Source organism: Sphingomonas sp. LR55, from assembly GCF_036856015.1.
Classification (GTDB): Bacteria; Pseudomonadota; Alphaproteobacteria; order Sphingomonadales; family Sphingomonadaceae; genus Sphingomonas.
Genome location: NZ_JASPFO010000001.1, coordinates 974,426 through 989,926 on the forward strand (window position 1 = coordinate 974,426; position 15,501 = coordinate 989,926).

The 15,501-nt window shown below is 65.8% G+C and carries 10 protein-coding genes and 3 pseudogenes; 7 read left to right on the top strand and 6 right to left on the bottom strand.

Annotated elements, in window-relative coordinates; all coding sequences use genetic code 11:
* Window positions 1–15: 15 nt before the first annotated feature.
* From QP181_RS04725 to QP181_RS04745, 5 genes are all read left to right on the top strand, one after another.
* Window positions 16–1,038, top strand: coding sequence for a LacI family DNA-binding transcriptional regulator (locus QP181_RS04725; RefSeq protein WP_333927798.1), 1,023 nt, complete (start codon window positions 16–18; stop codon window positions 1,036–1,038).
* A 153-nt stretch (window positions 1,039–1,191) separates the two neighbouring features.
* Window positions 1,192–3,678: a TonB-dependent siderophore receptor gene (locus QP181_RS04730; protein ID WP_333927799.1), complete on the top strand. Its 2,487-nt coding sequence runs from the start codon at window positions 1,192–1,194 to the stop codon at window positions 3,676–3,678.
* Between the two features lie 195 nt (window positions 3,679–3,873).
* Window positions 3,874–5,670, top strand: coding sequence for an alpha-amylase family glycosyl hydrolase (locus tag QP181_RS04735; protein WP_333927800.1), 1,797 nt, complete (start codon window positions 3,874–3,876; stop codon window positions 5,668–5,670).
* The gene (locus QP181_RS04740; protein ID WP_333927801.1) at window positions 5,667–7,091 is read left to right on the top strand and encodes an MFS transporter; all 1,425 of its coding nucleotides are present in this window, start codon (window positions 5,667–5,669) and stop codon (window positions 7,089–7,091) included. The genes QP181_RS04735 and QP181_RS04740 overlap by 4 nt, the downstream gene beginning before the upstream one ends.
* 77 nt (window positions 7,092–7,168) lie before the next feature.
* Complete coding sequence (locus tag QP181_RS04745; protein WP_333922320.1) at window positions 7,169–8,176, top strand: LacI family DNA-binding transcriptional regulator; 1,008 nt, start codon at window positions 7,169–7,171, stop codon at window positions 8,174–8,176.
* Here QP181_RS04745 and QP181_RS04750 read toward each other — a convergent pair.
* The 4 genes and pseudogenes from QP181_RS04750 to QP181_RS04765 all read right to left on the bottom strand — a co-directional run bounded on the left by QP181_RS04750 (window position 8,148) and on the right by QP181_RS04765 (window position 12,884).
* Entirely contained in the window at window positions 8,148–9,377 is a 1,230-nt protein-coding gene (locus QP181_RS04750) for an MFS transporter (RefSeq protein WP_332754383.1), read from the bottom strand. The two genes, QP181_RS04745 and QP181_RS04750, sit on opposite strands and share 29 nt — an antisense overlap.
* Before the next feature lie 5 nt (window positions 9,378–9,382).
* A complete protein-coding gene (locus tag QP181_RS04755; protein ID WP_333927802.1) occupies window positions 9,383–10,636 on the bottom strand; it encodes a TonB-dependent receptor in 1,254 nt (417 codons plus the stop codon).
* 607 nt (window positions 10,637–11,243) lie between these two features.
* Window positions 11,244–11,696: pseudogene (locus QP181_RS04760) on the bottom strand (TonB-dependent receptor plug domain-containing protein); the annotation flags it as partial.
* Window positions 11,697–11,795: 99 nt separating this feature from the next.
* Window positions 11,796–12,884, bottom strand: a complete 1,089-nt coding sequence (locus tag QP181_RS04765; RefSeq protein WP_333927803.1) for a Gfo/Idh/MocA family protein — start codon at window positions 12,882–12,884, stop codon at window positions 11,796–11,798.
* A 26-nt stretch (window positions 12,885–12,910) separates the two neighbouring features.
* On the opposite strand from QP181_RS04765, the pseudogene QP181_RS04770 reads away from it, so the two are divergent.
* Window positions 12,911–13,817, top strand: a pseudogene (locus tag QP181_RS04770) (aldo/keto reductase).
* Window positions 13,814–14,881 (top strand): LLM class flavin-dependent oxidoreductase, encoded by a 1,068-nt coding sequence (locus QP181_RS04775; RefSeq protein ID WP_333927804.1) that lies wholly within the window; start codon window positions 13,814–13,816, stop codon window positions 14,879–14,881. Before QP181_RS04770 ends, QP181_RS04775 begins: the two are co-directional and overlap by 4 nt.
* A gap of 138 nt (window positions 14,882–15,019) precedes the next feature.
* Here QP181_RS04775 and QP181_RS04780 read toward each other — a convergent pair whose 3' ends face one another.
* Complete coding sequence (locus QP181_RS04780; protein WP_333927805.1) at window positions 15,020–15,154, bottom strand: hypothetical protein; 135 nt, start codon at window positions 15,152–15,154, stop codon at window positions 15,020–15,022.
* A 79-nt stretch (window positions 15,155–15,233) separates the two neighbouring features.
* A pseudogene (locus QP181_RS04785) lies at window positions 15,234–15,377 on the bottom strand (FCD domain-containing protein); the annotation flags it as partial.
* Between the last annotated feature and the right edge of the window lie 124 nt (window positions 15,378–15,501).

Here is a 15,501-nt window from a genome sequence, read left to right on the forward strand (position 1 = left end):
TTTGTATAAGACGGGATGACCGACCCCATCATTCCGTCGACCAAACCACGAACGATCAGCGATCTTGCCAAGTTGGCGGGTGTGCACCCGGGGACGGTATCGCGCGCCTTGGCGGACAATCCGCTCGTCAACCCGGAAACGCGGGCGCGTATCCAGGCCTTGGCGCATGAGCATGATTTTCGCCTCAATCAGATGGCGAGCCGATTGCGGACGCAGAAGACCAACGTGATCGGCGTCGTCGTGCCGCTCGGCCATGAGCGCCGCCAGCACGTCTCCGATCCGTTCTTCATGGCGATCCTGGGGCATCTTGCCGACGCACTGACCGAAGCCGGGTACGACATCATGTTGTCGCGCGTTATCCCGGATGCGAACGACTGGCTCGAGCGGATCGTCGACTCCGGCATGCTCGACGGCGTGCTGCTGATCGGGCAGTCGGACCAGTTCGAGGCGATCGAGCGGGTGGCGCAGCGCTATCGCCCGCTGGTGGTCTGGGGCAGCCATATCGAAGGCCAGCATCATTGTGCCGTCGGCGTCGATAACCGCGCTGGTGGACTGCGTGCGGGACGACGGCTGATCGAACGCGGATGTCGCCAGATCGCGTTCTTCGGCGAGATCCGCACGCTCGAGCTGAGCGAGCGGTACGCCGGGCTGCGACAGGCGACGCAGGAGGCCGGGCTGGGCGAACCGATCCAATGCGCCACCCATCTGGCGTCCGATGTGATGTCGGACGAAATCGCGGGCCATCTCGATCGTCTCCGCGGCAGGATCGACGGCATCGCCGCTGCGTCGGACGTCATCGCGATGCACACGATCCGGGTGCTCGCGGACCGCGGCATTGCCGTGCCGGGCGGCCTGCCCGTGATCGGGTTTGACGATCTGCCGCTTGCCAGCACGATCGTCCCGCGGCTGACGACGGTGCGCCAGGACATTCAGGAGGGTGCATCGGCGATGATCGCCTCGTTGTTTGCCCGACTGGGGGGCGAAGACGCGCCATCGGTCGTCATGCCGGCCGATCTCATCCTGCGCGATTCAGCCTGACCGCCGCCTACTGCCAGTAATAATGATGCGAAAAAGTCACACCAGAAACGTTTGATCACCCCACCGCAATCGATTGTTGCAATCCATTGCATTGGCGCATACCGGCTCTGAATATCAGTCCGCGGTTACGGCGGATCCTGCAGGAGAGGGTATATGAAGACAGCATCCTATTGGCTCGTCGGCGCAGCGCTCGGCACGGTTTTGCCCTTTGCCGCCGCCGCACAGGTCGCGCCCGCATCGGCGCCTGCGCCGGTTGCCGAAACCACCACGGACACCGCCGAGGCCGGCAACGACATCGTCGTGACCGGCACCTCGCGCCCCGAGCGTCGTCTCACCACCAGCATCACGGTCAGCGCGCTCGACGCGACGCAGATCGCCCAGGCCGCGCCACTCGGCAGCGCCGATCTGGTCCGCAACATCCCCGGTCTGCGCTCCGAAGCGTCCGGCGGCGAAGGCAATGCCAACATCGCGGTGCGCGGCCTGCCGGTCGCCAGCGGCGGCGCCAAGTTCGTCCAGTTTCAGGAAGACGGTCTGCCCGTCCTCGACTTCGGCGACATCGCCTTTGCAACCGCGGACGCATTCGTGCGCCCCGACAACAACGTCCAGCGCGTCGAGGTCGTCCGTGGCGGCTCGGCATCGACCTTCACCAGCAACGCGCCGGGCGCGATCATCAACTTCATCAGCAAGACCGGCAAGACCGCGGGCGGCAACATCTCGCTGACCAAGGGCATCGATTTCGATCGGACCCGGATCGACGCCGATTACGGCGCACCGATCGGCGACGACTGGAGCTTCCATGTCGGCGGGTTTTACCGGATCGGCGACGGCGTGAAGGACATCGGCTACAACGCTGAGAAGGGCGGTCAGATCAAGGCCAACGTCACGCGCACCTTCTCGAACGGCTTCGTCCGGATCAACGCCAAGTATCTCGACGACAAGGCACCGGTCTATATCCCGGTCCCGGTCAGCAACACCGGCACGAACAGCGATCCCAAATTCGGTGCGTTCGCGAACTTCAACCCGAAGAGCGACACGCTCCAGTCGCCGAACTTCCGCTCGGATCTGTCGGTCGGCCTGAACGGTCGCCGTATCCGCACCGATATCGCCGATGGCTATCGGACCAAGGTGCGCGGCATCGGCGGCGAAGCGTCGTTCGATCTCGGCGGCGGCTGGACGTTCGACGACAAGTTTAACTACGCCAAGAATTCGGGCGGCTTCACCTCGCCTTACGCAGCAAACGTGAACACCGCCGCGTCGTTCGCGAACTCGATCGGCGGCGCGGGCGCCACGCTGCGCTATGCCACCGGTCCCAATGCCGGTCAGACGATCGCCAACCCGGCGGCGCTGAACGGCAACGGCCTGGCCAGCAACTCGCTGCTGTTCAATGCGACGCTCGAAGACTTCACGAACATCACCAACATCCTGACGATCGGCAAGGACATCAACGGTGGCAGCCTCGGCACGGGCTCGCTCACAGCAGGCTATTTCAAGTCGCGCCAGGCGGTGAAGATGGACTGGCACTGGAACAGCTATCTGCAGGAGGTCAACGGCAACGAGCCCGCGCTGCTCGACGTCTTTAACGCGGCAGGCCAGCCGATCACGCAGAACGGGCTGATCGCCTATGGCGAGCCGGTGTACGGCAATTGCTGCCAGCGTTATTACGATGTCGATTACACCATCGACGCGCCGTATCTGGCGGCGACGTGGAAGACCGGTCGTCTCAACCTCGACGGCAGCGTCCGCTACAACAGCTCGAAGGCGAAGGGCATTTACGCGTCGAACGCGCTGACCGTGCTCGACGTCAATCAGGATGGCGTGATCCAGGTTCCCGAACAGACCGTCCCAGTCGTCAGCCTGTCCGCCGCCAAGCCGGTGAACTACCGCAAGAACTATTTCACCTGGTCGGTCGGCGCGAACTACGAGATCAAGAACGATCTCGCGCTGTTCGCCCGCGTCAGCCGCGGTGCGCGCTTCAACGCGGATCGCGTGCTGTTCGGCGGCGGTGTCCGTGACGACGGCAGCATCGCCGACGACGTCGCGGTGAATTTCGTCAATCAGCAGGAGGCGGGCGTGAAGTTCCGCTCGGGTCCGTTCTTCGCCAACGTCACCGGCTTCCGCGCGACGACTGCGGAATCGAACGAGATCATCATCCCGCAGCAGCGCACGATCAACAATCGCTACCGCTCCTACGGCGTCGAGCTCGAAGCGGGCGTCGACTACGGCGTGTTCCACCTGACCGGCGGCGCCACCTACACGCACGCGCGCATCATCGAGAGCGAGCTGACCCCGGCGCTGAACGGCAATACGCCATATCGCCAGGCGGACCTGATCTTCCAGGCATCGCCGTCGATCGTCGTGGACAAGTTGACCGTTGGCGCCAACGTCATCGGCACGACGTCATCCTATGCGTCGGATCTCAACCAGTTGAAGATGCCAGGCTATGTCCTGACCGGTGCGTTCGCATCCTATGCGATCACGCCTGCGGTCCATGTCTCGGTCAATGCGCAGAATCTGTTCAACGTACTGGCGATCACCGAGCTGGGGCTGGCGACCGACACGCTGCCGACGAACGGCATCAACACCGCGCGGGCATTCCCCGGCCGCAACATCAGCGCGACGATCGGCCTGAAGTTCTGGTGACAGGCCGTGGCCCCGGATGCCAAGGACGGCATCCGGGGCCATCAGGAGACAAACGCGGCACGGGCGATGTCCTGCCGCGCGAATACGAGGTGGACGGATTGGAACAGCAGACAGCCTCGCACCCGTCATGCCGGGCGTCATGCCGGGACTTCGGTCCGGCAGGCGCCGCCCGTCTCGTGCGGGGGCGTGACCGTCATGGCCACCACATCGTCCGATCTGGACACCCGACTGCGCCAGCACGGTACCACGCTGCGTCGTCAGCTCGAGCGGCTGTACGGCGCCTCGCACGACGTCGACGCCTTGTGGTCGCGGATCGGCGCCGTGCTCCGCGACCGCATGGCCGAGCGTCCGGCGGTGATGCAGGCGCTCGACGTCGCGCGTATCGCCGATCGCGACTGGTTCGTCGCGCCCGACATGATCGGCTATTCGACCTATGTCGATCGCTTTGCCGGAACCGTGTCCGGCCTGACCCAAAAGGTCGAGTATCTCGATACGTTGGGTGTCCGGTATCTCCACCTGCTCGCGTTGTTGAAGGCGCGTACCGGCGACAGCGACGGCGGCTTTGCGGTGGCGGATTATCTGAGCATCGAACCGACGCTCGGGACGATGGCGGATGTCGAGGCGCTCTGCGGCCGCCTGCGTGCCAGCCGGATCAGCCTGTGCGTCGACCTCGCGCTCAATCACACCGCGGACGACCATGTCTGGGCGCTGAAGGCCAAGGCCGGCGATCCGCACTACCGCGACTATTACATCGTCCTCGACAAGGCCGAGGCGGCGGCGCGCGAAGCCGTATTGCCGCAGGTATTCCCGACCACCGCGCCGGGAAATTTCACGCATGTGCCCGAGATGGGCGGCGAAGTCTGGACGACGTTCTACCCGTTCCAGTGGGACCTGAACTGGGCGAACCCCGAGGTCATGCTGGCGATGGTCGACACGATGCTGCGACTCGCCAATCACGGGTTCGAGGCGTTCCGGCTCGATTCGACTGCGTTCCTTTGGAAGCAGGCGGGGACGGATTGCCGCAACCTGCCACAATCGCATTTCATCGTCCGCGCGTTGCGCGCTGCGCTCGACATCGTCGCGCCGGCGACGTTGCTCAAGGCCGAGGCGATCGTGCCGACCGCGTTCGTGCCGCCCTATTTCGGCGCGGACGAGGGCGAGGGGTTCGAACCAGAATGCCATCTCGTCTACAATAATTCGCTGATGGTCGCCGGCTGGGTCGCGTTGGCCGAGCAATCGGCGGCGTTGCCCGCCGCGATCGTCGATGCCAGCGGCGGTTTGCCGCATGGCGCGAACTGGCTGACGTATGCGCGCTGCCATGACGATATCGGCTGGGGCGCGGTACTGGGCGATCTGCGCGGTATCGACTCCGATCCCGAAGCGCGGCTGACCAACGCCGCGCACTTCATCGAAGGTGCAGGCGGTAGCTGGGCACGCGGCGTACCGTTCCAGTCGGACGGTTCGGTGCTGCACGGCACCAACGGCACGCTGGCATCGCTTGCCGGACTCGAGGCGGCCACCGACGACGTATCGCGGGAGACGGCGTTCGGGCGTATCGCGTTGCTCAACACGCTCGCCGTCGCCAGCGGCGGCGTCGCGACGATCTACATGGGCGACGAGGCGGGGATGCTGAACGACTATGCGTATCGAGACGACCCCGACCGGGCGCATGAGGGGCGCTGGCTTCACCGGCCGCAGATGGACTGGTCGGCGCTCGATAGCCCCGCGGCAACGCGGATTGCCGGCGATCTTGCCCGGTTGCGCGCCGCGCGCGTAGCCGGTGCAGGAGCGGGTGCACCGACCCTGCTGGTGACTGACGCATCGGTTCCCGCGCTGCTCGGGATCCGCTGCGGCACCGATCGCGTGTATCTCAATTTCTCGGATCGCGCGGTACCGTTGTCGGATATCGGCACCGACCGCCTGTCCGGCAGTGCTGCGGCTGCGACGCTCGCACCCTGGCAGGCCGTGTGGCTCATGGGAGATCGCGCATGAAACCCCGTCTGTCGCTGGCGCGCATCATCGAGATGAACCTCGGGTTCCTCGGCCTGCAATTCTCGTTCGGCTTGCAGCAGGCGAACATGGCGCCGATCTACGGCTATCTCGGCGCGGACGAGGCGTCGATGCCGCTATTGTGGCTGGCAGGACCGATGACCGGGCTGCTCGTCCAGCCGCTGATCGGCGCACTGTCCGACAAGACCACGAGCCGGCTGGGCCGGCGTACGCCGTATTTCCTGGTCGGCGCGATCCTGTGCAGCCTGTGCCTGTTGGCGATGCCGTACAGCCCGGCCCTGTGGGTCGCCGCCAGCCTGTTGTGGATCCTCGATGCCGCCAACAACGTCACGATGGAGCCCTATCGCGCCTATGTCGGCGACCGGCTGTCGGAGGACCAGCGGCCGACCGGCTTCCTGATCCAGGCCGCGTTCACCGGTCTCGCGCAGACGCTCTCCTATCTCGCGCCGTCGCTGTTGGTGTGGTGGGGGATGAACAAGGATGCGGTCGATGCCAACGGCATTCCCGATATCACCCGGATCGCCTTCCTCGTTGGTGCGGTGCTGTCGCTGTCGACGATCGTCTGGTCGGTGATCCGCGTCCCCGAACTGCCGCTGTCTGCCGAGGAGCGCGCGGCGATGCAGGCCGACAAGGTCACGTTCGGCAGTGCGCTGCGCGACGTCGTCGCCGCGATCCGCGATATGCCGCCGGCGATGCGCCAGCTCGGCGTCGCGATGCTGTGCCAATGGTATGCGATGTTCGCCTATTGGCAGTTCATCGCGTTCGCGCTGGCGCGTTCGCTTCACGGCACCGCCGATCCTGCGAGCCAGGGGTTTCGCGACGCCGCGCTGACCGTCGGGCAGATCGGCGCATTCTACAATGCGGTCGCGTTCGTCAGCGCGCTTATGCTGGTCCCGGTGACGAAGCGCTACGGCGCGCGCGTCGTCCACGCGGTGTGCCTCGCCGCGTCGGGTGCGGCGATGCTGGCAATCCCCGGCATCGGCGTCGAGGGCTGGCTGTACCTACCGATGATCGGGATCGGGCTTGGCTGGGCGAGCATGATGGGCAACCCCTATGTCATGCTGACCGATACCGTCCCGCCGGCGCGGTTCGGTATCTACATGGGCATCTTCAACATGTTCATCGTCGTGCCGATGATGATCGAGAGCCTGACCGTGCCGTTATTCTACCGGTCGCTGCTGGGCGGCGATGCGCGCGCGATGCTGTACGTCGCGGGGGCGCTGATGCTCGCCGGAACCGTCGCGACGCTGCGCGTGAACGCCGGGGGCCGAGGCGGGCTGTCGCCGATCGGTAAGGTTATCGGCACGCACAAGGGCTGCCCCTGCAATCCTATTACCGATGGTCGACGACCCTGGTCGACAAGAACGAAGGATTTTCGTGGTGCGCGGCTGGAAGGTCGATAGGAAGACTGTACAGCCTTAAGCCCGCGGCGATGTCGGACCGGAGTTTCCGAAGCGCGGGCGGCGAGGAAGGGGACTGCGTGCGGCCAACGATCAACGATGTCGCACGACTTGCCGGCGTGTCCATCAAGACGGTGTCGCGCGTCCTGAACAACGAAGCACGCGTGTCGGATGCGACGCGCGCGCGGGTGACGGCGGCGTTCGCGACGCTCAAATACCGGCCGAACATGGCGGCGCGAACGCTGGCGGGGCATCGCAGCTTCCAGATCGCGCTCGCCTGCGACAATCCCAGCCCCTATTACGTGTACGAGATGCAGTCCGGCATCCGCGACCGCTGCCTGCTCGATGGTGTGCGGATGATCGCGCAGCCCTATGACCATGATTCCGACCGGCTGATCGACGATATCGAGAGTCTGATCGATGGATCGGGTGTCGACGGACTGATCCTGACGCCGCCCGCTACCGACTATCCCGAAGTGCTGGCGCTCATGGCGCGTCGCAACGTCCGGTTCGTCCGCGTCTCGCCGGGGACCGACCTCGATCTCACCGCATCGGTGTTCATCGACAATATCGGCGCCGCGACCGTGATGACCCGGCATCTGCTGGCGCTGGGCCACCGCCGCATCGGCTTCGTCTCGGGGCATGCGAGCTATGCGACCAGCGTGCAGCGACTGGCCGGCTATCGCGCCGCGCTCGATGAAGCCGAGATCGCGTTCGATCCCGTCCTGGTCCGCCCCGGCGACTATGACTTCGCGTCGGGCGCCGACGCGGCCGAGGCGCTGCTGGCGCTTCGCCTGCCGCCCACCGCGATCTTCGCCTCGAACGACGACATGGCGGCAGGCGTGCTCAGCGTCGCGCACCGCCGCGGGCTGTCGGTGCCGGCCGACCTGTCGATCGCGGGCTTTGGCGACGATGCGATCTCGCGCTTCGTCTGGCCCGCGCTGACGACGATCCGCCAGCCGACGCGGACGCTCGGCTACATGGCGGCCGACCTGCTTCTCGCCGCCGAGTTCGCGGTGAAGCGGATCGAAGTCCCGTTCGAACTGATCCGCCGCGACTCTACCGGGCCGGTTCGATCCGCGGGATGAGCAACTGGATGAACCCTAGCGCCAACAGATAGCTGACCGCGCAGATCGCCAGCATCGGCGCATAGCCAAAGCCGTGACCGAGCGACCAGGCGGATAGCTGAATCATCCCGATCGACCCCATATTGCCGCAGAATGCCGCGATCCCGATCGTCGACCCGACTGATCGCGCGGGCATGACGTCGGTGGTCAGTGCGAAGACGTTGGTCGAAAACCCCTGATGCGCGAACAGCCCGAGCCCAAGCACCAGCGCCGCGGTCCACGGACTTTGCAGCGACAGCACGATCGGTACCGGTAGAATCAGCAGCGCGTACAGCAGCAACGTGGATTTCCGCGCACGGTCGAGGCTCCAGCCGCGCGCCATCAACCGGGTCGGCAACCAGCCGCCGGAGAGCGCGCCGCAAGCCGCGAGCGCATAGACGAGCGCGACGGGAAGTCCGACCTGACCCTGCGGGAGTCCGAACAGCCGGTGGAACAGATCGGGCAACCACGACAGCATGAAGAACCAGACCTGATCCGACAGCACTTTGGCGACCGCGATGGCGAGCGTCCGGCGATCCTTGAACAGATCGATCCAGCGGATGGGCGCGGGGCCGCCGGTCTCTGCGATCGCGGCGGGCATCTTGAACGCGAACCACGCGACGACCCAGACCAGCCCGAGGCCACCGGCGACGAGGAACGCCGCGCGCCAGCCGAACGCGATCGCCAGCGCCGGGATGACGAGCGGGGTGATGACCGCACCGACATTGGGCGCGGTGTTGCCGATACCCAATGCGATCGAGCGGTCCTTGGGGCCGAAATAGGTCGCGGCGGACTTGACCGCGGCGGGCGTGCCGATCGACTCCGCCGCGCCGAGCACAACGCGCGCGCCAATGAATCCGCTCACGCCCGACACGAACGCGTGCGCCATCCCGGCGAGGCTCCATACGAAGACCCCCGCCGCAAAGCCGATCCGGAGACCGACCCGGTCGATGAACCAGCCGGTCCCCAGAAACGCGACCGCGGCGGCGAACTGGAACGCCGACGCCATGTTGCCGTAATCCTGGTCCGACCAGCCGAACTCGAGTTCCAGCGTCGGCTTCAACAACGCCAGGATCTGCCGATCGACATAGTTCAGCATGATCGCGAAGAACACGAGCGCCACGACCACCCAGCGCGCCTTGGATTGGGCGGGCGAGGGGGCCGGGGTGGGGCTCTGTACCATTTCCGTCAAAAGTTCAGCCTTGCGGTGATGCCGGCGTAGCGATCGGCCTCGCGCGGGATGATGTAGCGATAGGCGCCACCGGGCCCGCCACTGACGATCGACGAAGCGAAGCTGGTGTCGAGCACGTTCTTCACCTGGAGTATGATCCTGAATGCATCCTTCGCGTCGACGATGCCGGCCGAGAGATCGAGCAGGCCGTACGCCTTGATCGTCGTCGCGTCGCGGATCGCGGCGCTCGCGTCGAACTGCGAGATCTGGCTGGACTGGTAGGAGCCTTGCGCACCCAGCGTGAAGTCGATGCTGCTGCCCGTGCGGATCCGGTAGTCGCCGCCGAGCGACCCCTTCCACCGCGGCGCATAGCCGAGTTGCGTGCCCGCGGGTACGACGCCGGTGGTCGAGCCGTTGGTCGGGATCTTGAACTGGTCGACATGCGCGTCGGTATAGGCGAGCCCGCCCGAGATGTTGAGATCACGGACCGGGCGGTAGAGCAGGTCGAGCTCGCCGCCGCGGGTCGAGATGTCGCCCGCGTTGGTGAAGCGGGTGACGAGCACGCCGGCGACCACGTCCGGGTTGTTGGCCTGGAAATTGTGATATTTGGCGTAATAGGCGGCGAGGTTGACCACCAGCTTGCCGCCGAACAGCGTGTTCTTCAGGCCGATTTCGTAACTATCCGCGGTCTCCGGATCGATGACGTTGGTGCCGGTCGCGCCGAGATTGTAGAAGATGTTGAACGCTGGCCCCTTATAGCCGCGCGAATAGGTCGCGTAGCTGGTCGAGTGCGGCGTGACGTCGAACTGCACGCCGCCCTTGCCCGACCAGTTGGTATTGGTCGTCTTGCCCGCGAACGGCCCGAAGCTTGGGTTGATGCCCGGCCCCGCCAGCGTGGTGACGCGGCTGTGGAAGACGTCGAGCTGGTCGCTGGTATAGCGGACGCCGGCGATCGCGCGGAACCGATCGGTCAGGTTGAAGACCCCTTGCCCGAAAAAGGCGAGGTTCTTGAAGGTCGAGCCGAACACCGCGGTGCCGGTCGGCCGGGTGACCGTCGTGCCCGCGGTCGAGCACGGGGTGAGCACGGTCGGCGTCGGCGTAGCGGTGCAGACGACGTCGTCGCGACGGAACGTCCGTTCGGTTTCCGCGCGAGTAGAATGCGCCGACGACGTAGCTGAAGAACTGGTTCGACGGCGACGCGATCCGGACTTCCTGCGTGAAGGTGTTGCTCGTCTGCGGCCCGAAATCGTGGAGTTGGTTGGCGCCGACATACGCGGTCGGCAGCCAGTCGCCGTCGCGGATCTCGGTATTGTCGTATTCGCGGTACGAGCCGATGTACGTCACCGTCTGCGTGCCGAGCGTCGCGTCGGCTTGCAGCGAAACGCCCCAGCTCTTCTCGTCGGTATGCGTGATCAGGTCCTGGTTGACGGTGCGCGACTTGTTGCCGTTGCGATCGGGCAGGACGCTGGCGGTGAGCCCGGCGGTCGGTGTGGTGCCGATGACCTCGGCGCAGCAATCGTCGTTGCTCCGGCGATAGTCGCCGATCAGCGTGAAGGTCAGGTCGGGCGTAGCGTCGGCGACTAGCATGCCGCGAAAGCCGTAATGCTCGTACCCGTTCACGCGCCGATTATCATGCGCGATGTTCCGAATGTTGCCCGCGTAATTGCCGTAGAATCCGGTGAAGCGGCTCTTGATCGTCTCGCTCACCGGAATGTCGAGCGCGGCGCGGGTGCGATACTCGTTGCCGTTGCCGGTGAAGAACGATCCTTCGACCGACCCGGCGAGCACGTTGCCGGGACGCTGGGTGACGATGTTGATGACGCCGGCGCTCGTGTTCTTGCCGAACAATGTGCCCTGCGGACCGCGCAAGACTTCGATCCGGTCGATGTCGATCAGGTCGCTGAACGCTTCGCCCGCACGGCTGTAGACGACGCCGTCGACGACCGTGGAGATCGATGGCTCGCCCGCGACCGAGAAGGTCGAGGTGCCGACGCCGCGCAGGAACAGCGACTGGTTGATCGTCGTGCCCGATTTGCGGAAGTTGAGCGTCGGTACGAGGTACTGCGCGCCTTCGAGGTTCACCGCACCCTGCGCGGCGATCTGCACGCCCGAGATCACGGAAACCGCGACCGGCACATCCTGCAGACGCTCCGAGCGCTTCTGCGCGGTCACGACGATCTCGCCCGGCACGGACGCGTCGGGCAGACTGGCGGCGGTTTGGTCGGTCGGTGTGTCCGGTGCGGTCTGAATCGCTTGCGCATCCTGCGCCCAAGCCGGTGCGCTCAGCCCTGCGGCCAAGGCCACCCCCGTCAGCAACCAATGCGTTTTCATGCGCGTCCCCTACACAATTCCTACTTCATGAGTAGGTTATACGGTGTCCTGCGCTGTCATACACCAATTCGCCTTGGAGGGTGCAAAGTACCGCTTCATTCAAAACCCGAGTTCGGCCATCTCTACCACGCGCTTGGTGCGCGCGCTGACCTCCGCTGCGGTGCCGATCGCGACCGCCATGAGCCCATCGCGCGCGGTAACCTCGACGCCGATTTCGCCGCGCACCGCGGCGATGAACTTCTGGTGCTGATAGAAGGTCGAGCCGTGATGGCTGCCGGCGTCGAGTGCGGTTTGGTCGACCGCGATCACCTGACGCTCGACCCGTTTCGGATTGAGGAACCCGGTGCGCGGGCTGAACACCAGCGCGCCCTCGGGGATCAACACGTCAAGCCGGGCGGCATCGCCGACCGCGGTGATCTCCTCCTGGTTCTCGGCGCCGTCCGCGAACATCGACAGGTCGAGCATCGCGCGCACGCCGTTGGCGAAATCCACCGTCGTATAGCTGTTGTCGATGATGTCGGGCCGTTCGCCGTCATAGCGCTCGTCGACATGGTTCACGTCCATCGCGCCCGAGCAATAGACCCGGACCGGTTCCGACTGGACGATCAGCCGCATCAAATCGAAGAAATGGCAGCATTTCTCGACCATCGTCCCGCCGGTGTTGCGGCTGAAGCGGTTCCAGTCGCCGACCTTGGGCAGGAACGGAAAGCGGTGCTCGCGGATCGACAGCATCCGCAAGCGCCCGATCCGGCCGCCATGCACTTGGTCGATGAACGCTGCGGCGGGCGGCATGTAGCGATATTCCATCGCGGTCCAGAACGGCCGCGTCATCTGCGCGGCGCGGTCGACAACCCAGCGCGCGTCCTCCAGCGTCGTCGCCAGCGGCTTTTCACACAGGATCGCGACGTCCGCATCGAACAGCGGCGCCAGCACGTCGCGGTGCGTATAGTTGGGGCTCGCGACGATCACCGCATCGACCAGTCCGCTGCGCGCGAGCGCTGCCGCATCGGCAAATTCCTGCACGCCGTCGTCGCGCGGACCCAGCGCATCGCGCGCCCAGCCGAGCGACGCGCTCACCGGATCGGCGATCGCCGTCACCACCGCGCCGGGGGTGACCGCCAGGTTCTGGAGATGCTCGACCCCCATCATGCCGGTTCCGACCAAACCATAACGTACTTGCTCGACCAAGCCTATTACCCCTATTCGTGACAGCGATGTCGCAGCTTGATCCTACACCCAAAGCCCTTCCCCTCGGCAAGAGCGGAATCCTTGTCAGCCCGATAGCCTGGGGCATGTGGCGGTTCGCCGGAGTCGGCGTCGCCGAAGGACGCGCGCTGATCGAGGCGGCGTTCGAGGCGGGCGTCACGCTGTTCGACACCGCCGACATCTACGGTTTCGACGGCGCTGGCGGGTTCGGCGATGCGGAAGTGCTGCTCGGCCGCATCTTCGCAGGTTCGCCCGGTCTGCGCGCGGATGGTCCTGTCCACCAAGGGCGGTATCCTCCCGCCGCTGCCGTATGATTCCAGTCCGGCCTATCTGGCGAAGGCGCTCGATGCCTCGCTGACCCGGCTCGGTGTCGAGCAGGTCGACCTCTACCAGATCCATCGCCCCGACATCCTCACGCACCCGCAGGAAGCGGCGCGCGCGCTCGAGGATATGGTCACGGCGGGCAAGGTGCGCGCGGTCGGCGTGTCGAACTACACGCCCGCGCAGGCGCAGGCGCTGGCGTCGTTCCTGACCATTCCGCTCGTCAGCCATCAGCCGGAGTTCTCGCCACTCCACCTCGAACCGCTCGAAAACGGGCTGTTCGATCAGGCGATGGAGCGCGACATGGCGGTGCTCGCCTGGTCGCCGCTCGGCGGTGGCCGGCTCGGTGTGCCCGCAGACGCGCGCAGCGCAGGGGTGGCGGCGGCGCTCGATCGCAAGGCAGCCGAGACGGGCGCGAGCCGGGCGGCGACCGCGTATAGCTGGATCATGGCGCATCCGGTGCGGGCGATCCCGATCGTCGGCACGCAGAACCCGGCGCGGATCGCCGAACTCGCGCAGGCGTTCGCGATCACCTGGACCCGGCAGGACTGGTACGATGTCCTGGTCGCGGCGCGCGGCGAGGCGTTGCCGTGACCAAATCCTGCGAAGTCAGCTGGTTCTCGGCGCTGAGCGACGACGACTACGAGTTTCTCGGCGTGCCCGATCCCCGGCTGCAATCGACGTGGGAGCATTGCCGCGACATCGTCCTCCAGGCGGAGACCGGTGGCTACGACAACATCCTGCTCCCCTCGGGCTATGCGCTGGGGCTCGACACCACCGCGTTCGCCGCGGCGATCGCGCCGATGCTCCGTCGGCTGGCGCTGTTGATGGCGGTGCGCGTCGGCGAAAGCTGGCCACCGCAACTCGCACGCCAGATTGCGACGATCGACCGGATGCTCGGCGGACGGCTCAACATCAACATCATCTCGTCCGACCTCCCCGGCGAGACGCTGGCATCCGGCCCGCGCTATGCCCGCACGGTCGAGCTCATGCGCATCCTCAAGACGCTGCTGAACGGCGAGCCGCTCGATCATGACGACGAGTTCTGGAAGCTGAAGCTCGACCCGCCGCGGATCGGCACCGTGTCGGGCAAGGCGCCGTTGCTGTATTTCGGTGGACTGTCGCCGGACGCGCGCGAGGCGGCAGCGAAGGAATGCGACGTATATCTGATGTGGCCCGACACGCGCGAGAAGGTCGCCGACATCATCGCCGACATGACCGCACGCGCCGCTCGCCACGGCCGCACGCTGCGCTTCGGCTACCGCGCGCACGTCATCGTCCGCGAGACCGAGGACGAGGCGCGGGTGTACGCCGATCGCCTGCTCTCGAAGCTCGATGCCGAGCAGGGCGCGGCGATCCGCGCCAAGTCGCTGGATTCCGGGTCTGCCGGCGTCGCGGCGCAGGCGGCATTACGTGAAGGCGCTTCGGCCGATGGCTATGCCGAGGACAATCTATGGACCGGCATCGGGCGCGCACGCTCGGGCTGCGGTGCCGCGATCGTCGGCGATCCCGACCAGGTACTCGCCAAGCTCGCTATGTACCAGGAGATGGGGATCGAGGCGTTCATCCTGTCGGGCTATCCCCACGCCGCGGAAGCCGACCTGTTCGCGCGTCATGTGTTGCCCAAGATGACGCACGCGCCGCTGAACAGCCTCTAGGTCAGGCTGCCGTGCGATAGTTGGACCCCGGCTAACGTACGGCACGAACGCGCGAATGTTACGGCATTTCCAGCACTAATCCTTAGTCGCTGGGCACGGGCAACCACTGAGGCCAGCACGCGGCAAAAATGCTCAACCTCAGGTTTTGGCCGGCTGGATATGCAACGCGTTTTGGTGCGCGATGTAGCTGTCGAGCGCGCTCGCGGCGTTGAGCATATGCGCACGCATCCGGCGCGCGGCTTCGTCGCCGTCGCCCTCGGCGATCGCGCGCATCACCGCGTCGTGTTCCGCGCGATTTGGCGAGGCGGCGGTCCTGGCGAAGTTGCATCCGACGGAACGCGTTGAGCCGCGTGCGGACTGCGATCGCCTGCTCCGCCAGGAGGTCGTTGTGCGCGGTGCGGTAGATCGCCTCGTGGAACTCGCGGTTAAGCGCATCGTATGCATCGACGTCGCCTGCATTGACCGCCGCTTCGCTGGCTTGGTGGATGCGGAGCAGCGGCTGCGTTCGAGGCGGCGGGCGGCTTTCCCTCGCTCTACCGGATCGCCTTGCCCGCGCTCGCCGAAGCGCGACGTCTGAGCGCGGACGAAGAAGCGTGTCGCGTCCACGCGCTCATGGCGCT